Origin of the sequence: Nocardioides sp. (assembly GCF_036374615.1) — a bacterium.
Lineage (GTDB): Bacteria > Actinomycetota > Actinomycetes > Propionibacteriales > Nocardioidaceae > Nocardioides.
On sequence record NZ_DASUTK010000172.1, the window covers coordinates 1 to 14,244 of the forward strand.

The 14,244-nt window shown below is 70.3% G+C and carries 15 protein-coding genes; 11 read left to right on the top strand and 4 right to left on the bottom strand.

What is annotated here, in order from left to right; genetic code table 11:
- The 7 genes from VFZ39_RS13500 to solA all read left to right on the top strand — a co-directional run.
- The coding region (locus tag VFZ39_RS13500) for an ABC transporter substrate-binding protein (RefSeq protein WP_330866290.1) at nt 1–1,110 on the top strand (1,110 nt) is incomplete at its 5' end.
- A gap of 11 nt (nt 1,111–1,121) precedes the next feature.
- Nucleotides 1,122–2,138 (top strand): ABC transporter permease, encoded by a 1,017-nt coding sequence (locus VFZ39_RS13505; RefSeq protein WP_330866291.1) that lies wholly within the window; start codon nt 1,122–1,124, stop codon nt 2,136–2,138.
- A complete protein-coding gene (locus tag VFZ39_RS13510; RefSeq protein ID WP_330866292.1) occupies nt 2,135–3,058 on the top strand; it encodes an ABC transporter permease in 924 nt (307 codons plus the stop codon). Before VFZ39_RS13505 ends, VFZ39_RS13510 begins: the two co-directional genes overlap by 4 nt.
- Nucleotides 3,055–4,026: an ABC transporter ATP-binding protein gene (locus VFZ39_RS13515; protein ID WP_330866293.1), complete on the top strand. Its 972-nt coding sequence runs from the start codon at nt 3,055–3,057 to the stop codon at nt 4,024–4,026. The genes VFZ39_RS13510 and VFZ39_RS13515 overlap by 4 nt, the downstream gene beginning before the upstream one ends.
- The gene (locus tag VFZ39_RS13520) at nt 4,023–5,039 is read left to right on the top strand and encodes an ABC transporter ATP-binding protein (protein WP_330866294.1); all 1,017 of its coding nucleotides are present in this window, start codon (nt 4,023–4,025) and stop codon (nt 5,037–5,039) included. The genes VFZ39_RS13515 and VFZ39_RS13520 overlap by 4 nt, the downstream gene beginning before the upstream one ends.
- Entirely contained in the window at nt 5,036–6,139 is a 1,104-nt protein-coding gene (locus VFZ39_RS13525) for an aromatic ring-hydroxylating dioxygenase subunit alpha (RefSeq protein WP_330866295.1), read from the top strand. The genes VFZ39_RS13520 and VFZ39_RS13525 overlap by 4 nt, the downstream gene beginning before the upstream one ends.
- Nucleotides 6,136–7,299: an N-methyl-L-tryptophan oxidase gene (gene solA / locus VFZ39_RS13530; protein ID WP_330866297.1), complete on the top strand. Its 1,164-nt coding sequence runs from the start codon at nt 6,136–6,138 to the stop codon at nt 7,297–7,299. Before VFZ39_RS13525 ends, solA begins: the two co-directional genes overlap by 4 nt.
- A gap of 33 nt (nt 7,300–7,332) precedes the next feature.
- Here the strand turns inward: solA and VFZ39_RS13535 are convergent, their stop codons facing one another.
- The 3 genes from VFZ39_RS13535 to VFZ39_RS13545 form a co-directional block, all read right to left on the bottom strand.
- Entirely contained in the window at nt 7,333–7,827 is a 495-nt protein-coding gene (locus tag VFZ39_RS13535) for a hypothetical protein (protein ID WP_330866298.1), read from the bottom strand.
- Between the two features lie 79 nt (nt 7,828–7,906).
- On the bottom strand, nt 7,907–8,992 hold the full coding sequence (locus VFZ39_RS13540) for a class I SAM-dependent methyltransferase (RefSeq protein WP_330866299.1): 1,086 nt from the start codon (nt 8,990–8,992) through the stop codon (nt 7,907–7,909).
- The gene (locus VFZ39_RS13545) at nt 8,989–9,558 is read right to left on the bottom strand and encodes a hypothetical protein (RefSeq protein ID WP_330866300.1); all 570 of its coding nucleotides are present in this window, start codon (nt 9,556–9,558) and stop codon (nt 8,989–8,991) included. Before VFZ39_RS13545 ends, VFZ39_RS13540 begins: the two co-directional genes overlap by 4 nt.
- A gap of 187 nt (nt 9,559–9,745) precedes the next feature.
- Here VFZ39_RS13545 and helR point away from each other — a divergent pair, with 187 nt between their 5' ends.
- The gene (gene helR, locus VFZ39_RS13550; protein ID WP_330866301.1) at nt 9,746–11,896 is read left to right on the top strand and encodes an RNA polymerase recycling motor ATPase HelR; all 2,151 of its coding nucleotides are present in this window, start codon (nt 9,746–9,748) and stop codon (nt 11,894–11,896) included.
- Nucleotides 11,897–11,902: 6 nt separating this feature from the next.
- On the opposite strand, the gene VFZ39_RS13555 is transcribed toward helR, so the two are convergent.
- On the bottom strand, nt 11,903–12,439 hold the full coding sequence (locus VFZ39_RS13555; RefSeq protein WP_330866302.1) for a hypothetical protein: 537 nt from the start codon (nt 12,437–12,439) through the stop codon (nt 11,903–11,905).
- Here VFZ39_RS13555 and VFZ39_RS13560 point away from each other — a divergent pair.
- The 3 genes from VFZ39_RS13560 (at nt 12,438) to VFZ39_RS13570 (ending at nt 14,207) form a co-directional block, all read left to right on the top strand.
- The gene (locus VFZ39_RS13560; protein WP_330866303.1) at nt 12,438–12,716 is read left to right on the top strand and encodes an isoprenylcysteine carboxylmethyltransferase family protein; all 279 of its coding nucleotides are present in this window, start codon (nt 12,438–12,440) and stop codon (nt 12,714–12,716) included. The genes VFZ39_RS13555 and VFZ39_RS13560 overlap by 2 nt on opposite strands.
- Before the next feature lie 437 nt (nt 12,717–13,153).
- Nucleotides 13,154–13,720 (top strand): nucleotidyltransferase domain-containing protein, encoded by a 567-nt coding sequence (locus tag VFZ39_RS13565; protein ID WP_330866304.1) that lies wholly within the window; start codon nt 13,154–13,156, stop codon nt 13,718–13,720.
- 85 nt (nt 13,721–13,805) lie between these two features.
- Nucleotides 13,806–14,207: a hypothetical protein gene (locus VFZ39_RS13570; protein WP_330866305.1), complete on the top strand. Its 402-nt coding sequence runs from the start codon at nt 13,806–13,808 to the stop codon at nt 14,205–14,207.
- Nucleotides 14,208–14,244 lie beyond the last annotated feature (37 nt).

Consider the following 14,244-nt stretch of genomic DNA (forward strand, 5'->3'; position numbering starts at 1 on the left):
GTCACCGGTGAGGTCGACTTCGTCGAGGGCATCAACGCACTCCAGGTCCAGTCGCTCGAAGGCCGAGACGGGATCAGTGCCCAGATGGGCGACTCGCCGGGCTTCGACGAGTACGCGTTCAACACCGGGTCGATCGACACCGAGTCCGGTGAGCCGATCGGCGACCCGAACCCGGCGGTCCTCGACCCTGCCTTCCGGTGGGCGCTGAACTTCGCCATCGACCGGGAGCAGATCATCGAGACTGCCTACCAGGGGGCCGGCATCCCGGGTGACACGATCATCCCGCCCGCCTATGCCGGCTTCCGGTGGGAGCCGCCGGAGGAGGACGCGATCGCGTACGACCCGGAGCGCGCTGCGCAGCTGCTCGACGACGCCGGCTACACGGTCGGGGACGACGGTTTCCGGACGCTGCCGAACGGCGACCCGATCGGCAAGCTGCGGCTGTACGCGCGCAGCGACTCGCAGACCTCGATCGACGCCATGGAGCTGTTCTCGGAGTGGCTCGGCGACCTCGACATCGACTCCGAGGTGAAGTCGTTCGAGAGCAGCAGGCTGACCGACATCATCTACGAAGGCACCTTCGACGTCTTCGAGTGGGGCTGGTACGTCGAGCCCGACCCGTCCTCGATGCTCTCGTACATGACGTGCGACGAGCGCGGCAACTGGTCGGACTCGTGGTACTGCAACGAGGACTACGACGCGCTCTTCGAGCAGCAGCGGGTCGAGCAGGACGACGCCGCACGCGAGGAGCAGGTCCAGCAGATGCAGGAGATTCTCTACTACGACGCGCCGTACCTCGTGACCTCGTACAGCACCGTGGGCGAGGCCTGGCGGAGCGACCGGTTCGCGTGCCTGCGCCAGCAGCCCGACCCGGGCGGGGTCTACCTGATCCAGTACGGCGTCTACAACTACATCCACATGCGGCCCGCGTCGGAGGCCGACGAGTGCGCGGGTGAGGAGGGCACGACCCAGCTCAGCGAGGAAGCCGGCAGCAGTGGCGGCGTCAGCACCGGGTTCCTCGTCGGCGCGGGAGTCGCGCTGGTGGCGCTGTTGGCCGGAGGTGGCGTGGTCGCGGCTCGCCGGCGTGGGACTGCGGGGGAGCGCGAGTGACCATCGGGGCGGTGACGGAGGCGCCGCCGCCGCCCCGGGTCAGGCGTCGAAGCTACGGCCGGTACGCCGCAGGCAAGGTGCTCGGCACGTTCGGGAGCCTCGGCTTCATGCTCGTGGTGAACTTCTTCCTCTTCCGGGTCCTGCCGGGAGACCCGGCCCGAACCCTCGGTCGTGGGCGGTTCACCACACAGGAGCAGCTCGAGGCGTTCAAGGAGACCTACGGCCTCGACCAGCCGCTGTTGCAGCAGTTCGTCACCTTCCTGCAGAACACCCTCACCGGTGACCTCGGAATATCGCTGCGCTACCGGGTGCCGGTGTCCGACCTGATCATCGACCGGATGTGGCCCACACTGCTGCTGGTCGGCTCCTCCACGGTGCTGGCCGGGGTGATCGGGATCTGGCTCGGCATCAGGAGCGGGTGGCGGCGCGGCAGCAAGTTCGACCGCGCCTCGACCGGCACCTCCCTGACCCTCTACTCGATGCCGGAGTGGTGGCTCGGTCTGCTGCTCATCTACCTGCTGGCGGTCGGGCCCGGCCCGCTCCCCGGTCTCTTCCCGACGGGCGGCCTCCATTCGCCGGACGTCGACCCCACGTCGTTGGCGGGGGTGGCCGACGTGGCTTGGCACCTGGCGCTGCCGGTCCTGACGCTCACGTTGGCCTACCTGGCCGACTACGCGCTGATCATGCGCAGCTCGCTGCTCGACGAGCTCGGCGAGGACTACCTCACTACGGCCCGGGCGAAGGGTCTACGCGACGTGCATGTGCGCAACCGGCACGCCGTCCGCAACGCGATGCTGCCGACGACGACCGTGATCGCGCTCAGCTTCGGGTTCGTCGTGACCGGCGCGTTCACCGTCGAGACGGTGTTCTCCATCCCGGGTCTCGGACTGCTCACAACGGAAGCGCTGACGGTGCCTGACTACTGGGTGCTGCAGGGCACGTTCCTGGTGAGCACAGTGGCGGTGATCCTCGCCAACTTGGCGGCGAACCTGATCTACGGCCTGCTCGACCCGCGGGTGCGGTCGTGAGCGCGGCGAGTGGGGACGTCCCGGTGCGGCTGACGGCGCGGCAGGTCGCGCGGCGGCGGCGACGTGAGTCGTGGAGCCGGAACTGGGCGGACTTCCGGTCGCACCGGTCGGGGCTGGTCGGGCTCATCATCCTCGGGTTCTTCGTGTTCCTGGCGCTGGCTGCCCCCCTCATCACGGACCCGGAGGGGGTGACGCTGAGCGGCGCCACCGGCGGGGTGCTCGAGCCGCCGTCCCGGGAGTTCTGGCTGGGGACCGACGACAAGGGCCGGTCGGTGCTGACGCTGCTGATCTGGGGCGCCCGGGTCTCGCTGGCGGTCGGACTGCTCGCCACCGTCATCTCGATGGTGATCGGAACTCTGATCGGGCTGTTGTCCGGCTACTTCACCGGCAAGACCGGCGCATTGCTGTTCCGCTTCACCGAGTGGTTCCTCGTGATCCCGTTCCTGCCCCTCGCGATCGTGCTGGCGACCATCCTCGGCCCCTCCCTGTTGACGATCGCGCTCGTCATCGGAGTGGCGTCCTGGCCGGGGACCGCGCTGCTCATCCGCGCCCAGACGCTCTCGATCAAGGAGCGCGCCTACCTCGAGCGCGCCCGCGTGCTGGGGGCCGGCCGCTGGCACCAGATATCGCGTCACATCCTGCCGAACGTGACGCCCATGGTGTTCGCCAACACCACTCTCACGGTGTCGGTCGCGATCCTGTCCGAGACGACCCTGAGCTTCCTCGGCCTCGGAGACCCGACCCGCATATCGTGGGGGTCCATGCTCGATGACGCCTACAGCATCGGGGCGATCACCACCGGATCCTGGTGGTACATCATCCCGCCCGGCGTCTGCGTGGTGCTGGTCGTCCTGAGCTTCACCCTGGTCGGCCACGCCATCGAGGACGTCCTCGACCCACGGCTGAAGGGACGCCGATGAGTGAGCCACTGCTGAGGATCGAGAACCTGTCCGTCACGTACCGGACGCACGAGGGCGACGTACCTGCGGTCCGCGACGTCGACCTCGCTCTCGACCGGGGCGAGATCGTGGGAGTCGCGGGGGAGTCGGGCTGTGGCAAGTCGACCCTCGCCTCGACCGTGCTCCGGCTCCAGCCGCCGAGCGCCAAGGTCGAGGGGCGGGTGCTGGTGCGCGGCCAGGACGCGCTCACGATGCGCTGGGGCGACCTCCGAGCCCTGCGCTGGGCGGGAGCCTCGATCGTCTTCCAGGGAGCCCTCCACTCGCTCAACCCGGTGCAGCGGGTCGGCAATCAGATCGCCGAGCCGATCGTGCTCCACGAGCCGGACCTCGCCGAGGCCGACATCGACCGCCGGATCGGGGAGCTCCTCGAGCAGGTCGGGCTACCGGCCGAACGTGCTCGCTCCTACCCGCACCAGCTCAGCGGTGGCCAGCGGCAGCGTGTGATGATCGCGATGGCGCTCGCCTGCAAGCCCGACCTCGTGATCGCGGACGAGCCGACTACGGCGCTCGACGTCATGGTGCAGAGCCAGGTCCTCGACGTGCTGTCCGGACTCGTCAACGAGCTCGGCGTGGGCATGATGATCATCAGCCACGACCTGTCGGTGCTGGCCGACCTGTGCGACAAGATCGCCGTCATGTACGCCGGACGGGTGGTCGAGTACGGCAGGGCGGACGAGGTCTTCAGCGGACCGTTGCACCCGTATGCCGGCGCCCTGTCCGCGGCGTTCCCGCGGATCGGCGACCATGCCGCCCGATACGCGCCTGCCGGGCTCGGCGGCGACCCGCCCGACCTGCGACTGCTGCCACCGGGCTGCTCGTTCGAGCCGCGCTGCCCGCGAGCGATCGACGCCTGCCGCGAGATCGATCCCCGCCTCGAGGCCCACGGCGCGGGCCGGCTCGCGGCCTGCATCCGTGTGGGGCAGCCGTGAGCGCCGCGCTGCTCACCGGCCAGGGACTGGCCGTCGAGTTCACGGCGCGTGGCGGTGCGATCGCCCGTGCGCTCGACGGGGCCGACGTCGAGCTGGCACCCGGCGAGATCGTGGCGCTGGTGGGTGAGTCCGGATCGGGCAAGACCACCCTCGCTCGGACTCTGCTCGGCCTCGAACGCCCGGCCGCGGGCGAGGTCCGGTTCGACGGACAGCCGCTCGACTACTCCATCCGCGGCCTGCGTGCACTGCGTCGGCGGGTGCAGCTGGTGCTGCAGGACCCGGCCGGGGCGTTGAACCCCCGGCACACGGTCTATGAGTCCGTCGCCGAGGGGCTGCGGATCCACGACCTGGTCGATCGCGACCCCCAAGGACGGACTGAGACCGAGCTGGTGGCCGAGGCCCTGGCCTCCGCCGGGCTGCGGCCACCCGAGCGGCTCTTCCTGCGCTACCCGCACGAGCTCTCCGGTGGTCAGCGGCAGCGGGTTCTGGTGGCCGGGGCGCTCGCCATGGGACCCGACCTGCTGATCGCCGACGAGCCGGTGTCGTCGCTCGACGCCTCGATCCGCGGTGAGGTCCTCGCCCTGCTGCTGAAGCTCCGGCAAGAGCTCGGCCTCGGTGTGCTCGTGGTCACGCACGACCTCGGCCTGGCGTGGAACATCGCCGACCGGATCGCGGTGATGTACCTCGGTCGGGTGGTGGAGTCGGGACCCACCGAGGAGGTGCTGGCGCGACCGCGCCACCCGTACACGCGTGCCCTGCTCTCAGTGGTCCCGGAGATCGACTACATGGAGCCGATCGTGCTCCGCGGCGAGATCCCGGACCCGACGCGAGTGCCCGGCGGGTGCCGGTTCCACCCGCGCTGCCCGGCGCTGGCCGACGGCTCGGCCGCCGCCGCGGGGGTCGACGACGACTGTCGCGAGGCCACGCTCCCCGTGCTGCCTGCCGACCCGTCCGGGCACCATGTCGCCTGCCACCTGGCGACGGCCCACGTGCTGAGAGGAGTGAACCCGTGACCTTGGAACCCGCCCTGCCGCGTGACTGGTACGTCGATCCCGACGCCTGGCGGACGGAGCGCGAACGCGTGCTGCTGCGTGAGTGGACCTGCGTCGGCCGGCGCGACGACCTCGGTCTCGGAGAGCCTCGCCGGCTGGTCGTCGTCGACGTGCTGGGGGAGTCGGTGCTGCTCACCGCCGACGAGGACCGGGCACTGCACGCGGCGTACAACGTGTGCCGGCACCGGGGGTCGCAGATCGTGCCCACGCTGCCGGGCAGCCCGCCGGCTTGCTCAGAGGTGGGCGCACTGCGCTGCCCGTACCACTCCTGGACCTACGCGCTCGACGGCCGGTTGCTGCGAGCACCGCACACGGAGGAGGGAGACGTCGATCCGGCCGAGTTCTCGCTCCACCCGGTCGCCGTCGAGGAATGGGGCGGGTTCGTCTTCGTGCACCTCACCCCGGCCGAGGCGAGACCGCTGGCCGAGTCGGTCGCTCGGCCGACGGAGACGCTCGCCAACTATGCGCTGGGCGACCTCGTGACCGGGCTCCGGTTCGAGTACGACGTGGCTGCCAACTGGAAGGTCCTCGCGGAGAACTACAACGAGTGCTACCACTGCGGCCCGGTGCATCCTGAGTTGTCCCGGCTGGTGCCGGCGTTCGGGTCCGGCGGCAGCGGCATCGACTGGGACCACGGCGTGCCGCACCGCGAAGGCGCGTGGACCTTCACGATGACCGGCACGACCGCGCGAGCGCCGCTGCCCGGACTCGACGAGACCGAGCGCACGCACCACAAGGGCGAGCTGGTGTACCCGAACCTGATGCTGTCCTGCTCCGCCGACCACGTGGCGGCGTTCATGCTCCGACCGCAGGGCGTCGAGCGCACGACGATCGAGTGCCTGCTGCTGTTCGCCGCCGACGCGGTGGCGGCCCCCGGCTTCGACCCCAGTGACGCCGGCGACCTCTGGGACCTGGTCAACCGCCAGGACTGGGCGATCTGCGAGTCCGTGCAGCGGGGGATGTCGTCGCGCGCCTACACCCACGGGTGGTTCGCCCCGATGGAGGACGACAGCGCCGACATCCGCAGGTGGCTCGTGCCGCGGCTCGAGGGACATCCGTGAGGGAGGAGCGCGTCGGGTACGTCGTGGTGGGGCTCGGGGCGCTCGGGAGCGCCACCGCCTGGCACCTGGCCGAGGCCGGGCACGACGTGGTCGGGCTGGAGCGGTTCGAGCTCGGCCACAGCCGAGGCGCCTCGCACGACACGTCACGGATCCTGCGGCACAGCTACCACACGCCCGCGTACGTCGAGCTCACCCGGGACGCCTACGACGACTGGGCCCGACTCGAGGCGGTCTCCGGCGAGCACCTCGTCACCGTGGTCGGGGGCCTGGACCTGTTTCCCACCGGCGGCGCGATCCCGATGGAGGACTACACGACCTCGCTCACGAGGTGCGACATCGCCTTCGAGCTGCTCGAGTCCGACGAGGTCGTCCGCCGGTGGCCGCAGTTCTCGCTGCCCGCCGACACCGTGGGGCTGTTCCAGGAACGGGGCGCGATCGTGCCGGCGGGCTTCGGCACCTCGGTGATGCAGCGGGTGGCCCGCGCTGCCGGTGCGCGGCTGCTCGACTCGACGCCGGTGCTGGAGATCACCGAGGCTTCCCACGGGGTCCGGGTCTCGACCGCCGGTTCGACGTACCTCGCCGACGCGGTGGTGGTGTGCGCCGACGCGTGGACCAACGACGTGCTCACCGGTCTCGACGTGTCTCTGCCCTTGACGACGACCCTGGAGCAGGTCACCTACCTCCAGCCGGCGGCGCCCGCCCGGTTCGCCCCGGGCGCGCTGCCGCTCTGGATCTGGATGGACGACCCGTCGTACTACGGCTTCCCCTGCTACGGCGAGGACACGGTCAAGGTCGCCGAGGATTGCGGAGGACCGGAGGTGTCGCCAGACGCGCGCACCAGCGACCCTGACGCCGGCATGCTGCGCCGGCTGTCGACGTTCATGGCGTCGCTGCTGCCGGAGTCCGGTCCCACCGTGCGTTCGCTGCGCTGCCAGTACACGCTGACGCCGGACCGGGACTTCGTGATCGCCCCGGTGCCCGGGCACGAGCGCGTTGTGGTGGGGCTCGGGGCCGCCCACGGCTTCAAGTTCGCGCCGACCTTCGGTCGGCTGCTGGCCGAGTTGGCGGCGACCGGTTCGTCGACGACGGATCTGTCACCGTTCCGGTTCGACCGGCCGGCGCTGACGGACCCGGCCTTCGAGGCGAACTGGATGGTGTGACCGGCATGGTCGGCCGCTACGTGCTGCGGTGAGTCAACCGCAACCACCGCCGCCGTCGACGCCGCCGCCGAAGGCGTGGCCGCCGTCACTGGAAACCTCCTGGAACCAGGCCGTCAGCTCATCGAGGGTCGCGACGCAGTCATCGCGCTGCCGGACGAGGTCCCGGTGGTACCAGATCAGCTCCACCTCCTCGCAGCGGCCGCGGGCGGATCGCAGCTGGTCGTCCGCGCCCGCAACGGCCTCGCTGACCAGCTCGAGCAGCTGATCCTTGAGGGCGCCGTCGGGCATCCCGACCACCGTCGGCCGGACGGTGCCTGCCCTCGCGGTGAGCCGGCCGAACGCCGCCGCGATCTCGGCCGCCCCCTGCTGCCGGCAGTTGGCAACCTGCTCCGAGCCGCGTGACCGCATCGACCGGTCGAGCGCAGCGGCGGACACGACGAGGACGAGCAGCAGGGCGAGGAGCGCGGCCACCCGCCGACGTGACCGCGGCGGGGGACCGGCATCCATCACCTCCGGCTCGCCGCTCACACCTCCAGTGTGCCTCGCCGGTCGCGCCCGGATCTCGGCCATGACAGTGCGTTCCCGGCGCCGAGAGCGTCATCCCCGGTCAGGGTCGCAGCAGGTAGAACCGCCAGAGTCCGAACTCGCCCGTGGGCAGCACGTCGACGGAGCTGAAGCCGGCCTCGGTCGCGTACGTCTCCAGGGTGGACCGCCGCATCACGGTGCCGGTGCCGACGCTGGGCTGGCTGGACATCCCGTCGGGCAGGCAGACGAACACGCTGAAGCCGTACATCAGCCGTTCGAGCTCGTCGCCGTCGGGTGCGAACTCCTCCGCCACCGCCTCGTCCATCACCACCATGAAGCCGCCGTCGACCAGGGACTCCCGGGCGGCGCGCAGCACCTCGACGGGCCGCGGCATGTCGTGGATGCACTCGAAGGCGAACACGACGTCGTGGGTCCGCTCGGGCTGCGAGCTCGCGTCCACGTGCGTGAAGGTGACACGGTCGTCGAGCCCTGCCCGGGCGGCGTTCTCGCGCGCCATCGCGACTGACGGTGCGTCGACGTCCAGACCTCGGACCGTGGCTGAAGGGTACGCGCGGGCGAGTGCGATCGTCGACCAGCCCGCGCCGCACCCGACGTCGGCGATCATCGCACCGGCTGCGCCGAGCCGCTCGTGCACCTCCGGGACCCGGGCGAGCGCGGGCGCGAGCTCGCGCTCGTACCACGGCCGGTTCATGTCGGCCTGGCCCTCACGGGCGTCGTCTCCCAGCTGCTCCCAGCTGACGCCGCCGCCGTCGCTGTACGCCGAGAGCAGCTCGGGCAGCGCCGTGGCCGACGCTGCGAAGAGCCGCGGCAGCGGGGCCAGGTAGTTGAGGCTCTCAGGGTCCGTGAGCACCTCTGCCGCGGCGGGGGAGAGCGAGAACCGGCGCTGCTCCGGGTCGGAGTCCGCAGTGACGTCGAGCCAGCCGGACACCGCCTGCTGCTCGAGCCACTCACGCGCGTAACGCGGGTGGGTCGCGGTCCGCGCCGCCAGCTCCTGGGCCGTGGCCGGGCCGTCGTCCCGGAGGCTGCGGTACCAGCCCAGCCGGTCGCCGACGTAGATGGCGAGCGTGTCCACGAACCCGAGCGTGCTGGTGAGGAGTCTTTCGGCCACCGCTTCCGCGGTCCGGGCCGAGGTCGTGGTGTCCGTCATGGGCGCATTCTGCTCCGGTGACGGCCACGTGTCGCCCTCGATTCCCGGCGTCCGCGGTGCGACCGGGCCGGGTCGAACGTCAGGCTGCTGGGCCACGTGAACGAGAGGGCTCCGCCGTAAGGCAGGTCGCGCCACTGGCCGGAGACCACGCTCATCCTGTGCACCGCCGCGCGCAGCGCGTCCCGCTCGACCTCGATCGAGACCGGGAGGTCCTGGTGCCGGGACCGGCCGACCGTGCGCTCCCATGCCGCCATGGTCGCCACTACGAGCTGTTCGGAGCGCCTCATGTCGTCGCGTCCGAGCGCGGCGATCCGCTGCGTACGACGCTGGTGGCGCAGGTCGTCGTCCTCGGGCGCCGGGGCGAAGATGCCGCCGCCTCCGGCGGCCAGCTGGCCCCAGACGCCGAGCTCGATGCCGTAGTGCTCCTCCACGACGTAGTGGGCGAGGTCGTGCGGCATCAGGTCGTCGTATCCCGGGGCGAGGCGCGGCACGAGTGCCGGGCCTCGCTCGCGACGGATCGCGACCCGGTACCGCTTGCCGTCGACCTTCGTGAACGTCACCTGCACCTGCTGACGGTACGGCGCGGATCCCGGCCACGGCACGGGGTTTCCTGCCCGGGACACACGAAGAGGCGAGGTGTCACACCCTCGCCTCACTTCCAACGTATAGCGCACCAGGGGGCTTGCGGCAAGACCCCTGTCGTCGCGCACAATCGCCGATCCATGCCACTCGCTACGGACCGGAGCTGATTCCTTGACCCCCCTCACGACCAGTGCGTTCGACCTGCCCGACCACCTCGCCGCCAAGGCCGACCCCGCGTTGATCGCCGACGACGAGCGACACTTCGCCGCCCTCGCCGAGAGCCTGGAGCAGTCGATCAGCGACCTCTCGGATCGGCTCGACGCCGCGCGCCGGGCTCCTGGCGGTCGCGGGCAGCAGGCCCTTGACCGGGACCAGGAGGTCCATCGGCTGACCGGCCGGCTGCGCGCCCTGCGGCGGTTCAGCCTCGACCTGTGCCTGGGCCGGATCGTCGCTGACGACGGCACGGAGCCCGTGTACGTCGGCCGGCTCGGCCTGACGGATCGGTCGGGTCGGCGGCTGCTGGTCGACTGGCGGTCGCCTGCCGCCGAGCCGTTCTTCGGCGCGACCCATGTCCACCCGATGGGACTCGTGAGTCGGCGGAGGTACCGCTGGACGCAGGGTCGGATCACCGACTACTGGGACGAGGTCTTCACGCCCGACGGGCTCGAGGGTCACGCCGCGCTGGACGACCAGTCGGCGTTCATCGCCAGCCTCGGAGCCAGCCGCTCCGGGCGGATGCGCGACGTGCTGGGCACCATCCAGGCCGACCAGGACGCCATCATCCGCGCCGGATCGCGCGGCACGCTGGTGGTCGACGGCGGCCCGGGCACGGGCAAGACCGTCGTGGCGCTGCACCGCTCGGCGTACCTCACGTACGCCGACCCACGGCTCGGCCACCGCCGGGGCGGCATCCTCTTCGTCGGCCCGCACCGCCCCTACCTCGCGTACGTCGCCGACGTCCTGCCCAGCTTGGGGGAGGAGGGAGTCCAGACCTGCACCGTGCGAGACCTGGTGCCCGAGGGTGCTGACGCGCTGCCTGAGCCCGATCCCGTCGTCGCGGGGCCGAAGGCGTCCGCGGAGCTCGTGAGGGCGGTCGAACCGGCCATCGCGCTGTACGAAGAGGTGCCCACCGAGGGGATGGAGGTCGAGACTCCGTGGGTCGACCTCTGGCTCAGCCCCGCAGACTGGGCCGAGGCGTTCGAGGCGCCGGATCCGGGGACACCGCACAACGAGGCCCGCGACGACATCCTCGAGGCGCTGGTCACCATCCTGGTCGACAAGGTCGACGACGAGGAGGTCCCCGCCGACCAGCTGCGCCGGTCGCTGTTGCGGAACCGGGACCTGCTCACCGCCCTCGACCGGTCCTGGACCCTGCTCGAGCCGGCAGACCTGGTCGGCGACCTGTGGTCCGTGCCGGCGTACCTGCGCCGATGTGCGCCGTGGCTGGCGGACGCGGAGGTCCAGGCCCTGCAGCGCCCCGACCCGCACGCGTGGACGGTCGCAGACCTGCCGATCCTCGACGCGGCGCGGCAGCGGCTGGGCGATCCGCAGGCGTCGCGACGCAAGCGCCGGCACGAGGCCGCGGTGGCAGCCGAGCGTGAGCAGATGGCTGACGTCATCGACCACCTGATCGCGACCGACGACTCCGAGATGCAGGTCATGTCGATGCTGCGCGTCTCGGACGCGCAGAGCATCATCGTCGACGAGGCTGCCCTGACGACTGCCGACCCCGACCTGCTGGCCGGTCCGTTCGCCCACGTCGTCGTGGATGAGGCTCAGGAGCTCACCGACGCGGAGTGGCAGATGCTGCTGCAGCGTTGCCCGTCGCGGAGCTTCACGGTCGTGGGTGATCGCGCCCAGGCCCGTCACGGGTTCACCGAGTCGTGGGAGGAGCGCCTGTCGCGAGTGGGCCTGGACCGGATCGAGGTCTCGTCCCTCACCCTCAACTACCGCACGCCCGAAGAGGTGATGGTCGAGGCCGAGCCGGTCATCCGGGCCGCGCTGCCGGACGCGAACGTGCCGACCTCCGTCCGGCGCACCGGCGTCCCCGTCGTGCACGGGTCCGTCACCGACCTCGACTCGATCGTGGACCATTGGCTGACCGCGAACCCCGACGGGATCGGCTGTGTCATCGGCTCGTCCACGTTCGAGGCCACGCCCCGCGTTCGGTCGCTCACGCCGGAGTTGTCGAAGGGTCTGGAGTTCGACCTCGTCGTCCTGGTCGATCCGGCGGCCTTCGGTGCGGGCATCGAGGGCGCGGTCGACCACTACGTCGCGATGACGAGGGCGACGCAACAGCTGGTGGTGCTCACGAGCTCGTGAGCGTGCTCAGAACTCGTCGGTCAGGCCCGCCAGCAGGAGGAGCACGCCGCCGACGACCGCGACCGCGGCTAGCACCTGTGCCGCGCGAGCGACGGGGACTGCCACCGGGTCTGAGGACCGGAGGCCGTTCGCCAGCCAGAAGGCGGCGGCGCCGAACCCCAGCGGGACGAGACCGAGCATGTACTGGAAGTAGTCACCTCCGGCGAGGCTGAGGGAGAGCCACTGGAGGCCCGTCGCCAGCGCTCCGCCCCCGATCGCCCCGACCAGGCCCAGGGCGAGGTCCGCGGACGCGCTCAGTATCGGGGTAGGACGAGTCGTGCGGGGCTTGTTCTGGGATCGGGCTACAGACGACGATGTCACCGTGGATGCGCCGGCGTTTCGGATCTGGCCGCCGGTTGCGCTGGGTGTGCCACTCGCTGCCGGGTTGATCCTGACCGCCGTCCTAGGAGATCCGGTCTCGATCGCGAGCTCGTCAGCGAGCTGGATCGGCGGCGCGGCGGTCCTCGCATTCGCGTTGTGGAACGGGTGGACGTTGTCGGTCATGGCGTCCCACCGCACCGCGATCCTGCCGGGCGAGGCGACGACTCGCGTGCTCCGCTCAGGACCATTTCGGTTCAGCCGCAACCCGTTGTACGTCGGGCTCGTCGTCCTGGACGTTGGCCTGGCTCTGTTGGCTCACTCTTTCTGGGCCCTGGCTTTCGTACCGATCGGCGTTCTCGCCGTCTGGTGGGGAGCGATCCGTCCGGAGGAGCGTTATCTGTCGACCAAGTTCGGGGCGGAGTACGAGGCGTACCGAAGCGAGGTGCGGCGATGGCTGTGACTGCGTGGTACGGGCCCTAGGGTTCGATCCATGGAGAACGAGCAGACCGGGTTGAGAGCCGCGCACTCGCGATCAGCCTGGAACGCCCGGCGGCAATGGCGGGCAAGGCAAGCGCGAACCGGGACGACGGTCGCTGTCGGATGCCTTCTTGCATTCGTGGGCCTCACGCTGGGTCTGCTGCTGGCAGTCAAGCGCGATGCCTTGTTGGGCGCCGCGACCGCAACGATCTCAGCGATGTTCGGACTGCTATTCGTCCTGGTCGGATCTCTCGTTGACGCAAGCTGGGACGCGGGAGGGAACGCAGGATCCACTTCCCGTTGAGTGAGGTGGCCCTGTGCAAGGCTCGGCGCGTGACTGATCGTGTTCCACTCCGGCCTTCCCCCGACGAGCAAGCCGAGGGAGACGCCTTCCTGGCTCTCTACGGTGCATGGTCCCCCATGGAGCCCTCGGAGTTCGCCAGGGAGATGACCGGTTTCGACCGTCCGTGGTGGGTTGTCGGCGGTTGGGCAATCGAAGCCGCGACGGGATACCGGCGTGAGCACGAGGACCTTGACGTATCGATCCTTGCTTCCGATGTGCCCGCCTTCGTCGACTTCATGCGCGGCCGGTGGCACGTGTGGAACAACGTGGGTGGGGTGCTGCACCCGCTGGGTGATCGATGGCTCACCGTCGACGAGCCAACGAGCCAACTGTGGTTGCGCGAACACGCGTCATCACCGTGGGTGGTCGACATCCCACTGACCCCCGACGCCGACGGCCTGTGGACCAACAAGTTCCTTCCTGACCACGTCGCGAGTGTTGAGGACGTGACCTGGCTGGGCGACGACGGCATTCGCTACCTGCATCCGGAGATCGTGTTGGCGTACAAGGCGCGCCTGCGGCGGCCGAAGGACGAACCCGACTTCTCAGCCACCATCCCTGTGCTCACACGAGACCGCCGCGCGTGGCTGCGTGAGGCCCTCCGCACACTCGTGCCAGACCACCACTGGCTCGAACGCGTCTAACAGCACTTGACGCGCGGTCAGCGGACGGTGGGGCTCCGCCCGCAGTGCGGGATGAGCCATGATTCCGTTCCCGCATAATCGCTCCATGACAGGCAGCGGCTCGCCGCCCGAAGATCTGGTGATCGTCCACGATCTACGCGACGACTCGGTGTACGAGTTTTCCTCGTACGTCGCGCAACCTGACGGCAGTCTGCTCATCGGTGACCATCTCGAAGGCGAATCGGCCTTCTATCGCGTCGACGGCGAGCGTCTCTCGCCGGTGCTCAGCGCGTACGGGACGGTCGAGCGCCTGATGCCGACCGACGATCGCAACCTCGCAGAGTTGCGAACCGTCCTGGCGAAGTACGCGAGCCAAGAGGGCATCGTCTGGGACGGTGCCGACCCCATGGAGTTGGTGCTTGCGGAGCGCGCTCGCGATTACGCAAACCGTTGGCCGCGATGGCCCAACTGGCTTGATCGGTGGATGCACGGTTCCAAGCCCGGGTGATTCCAGCCCTGCCGCTACGTCCGCTCATCGGCACGAT

Coding starts and splice junctions, on each gene's coding strand:
- VFZ39_RS13570 (WP_330866305.1), top strand. CDS start 13,806: ATGACAGGCAGCGGCTCGCCGCCCGAAGATCTGGTGATCGTCCACGAT.
- VFZ39_RS13565 (WP_330866304.1), top strand. CDS start 13,154: ATGGAGCCCTCGGAGTTCGCCAGGGAGATGACCGGTTTCGACCGTCCG.
- VFZ39_RS13555 (WP_330866302.1), bottom strand. CDS start 12,439: ATGACCGACAACGTCCACCCGTTCCACAACGCGAATGCGAGGACCGCC.
- VFZ39_RS13540 (WP_330866299.1), bottom strand. CDS start 8,992: ATGACGGACACCACGACCTCGGCCCGGACCGCGGAAGCGGTGGCCGAA.
- VFZ39_RS13515 (WP_330866293.1), top strand. CDS start 3,055: ATGAGTGAGCCACTGCTGAGGATCGAGAACCTGTCCGTCACGTACCGG.
- VFZ39_RS13560 (WP_330866303.1), top strand. CDS start 12,438: ATGGCGTCCCACCGCACCGCGATCCTGCCGGGCGAGGCGACGACTCGC.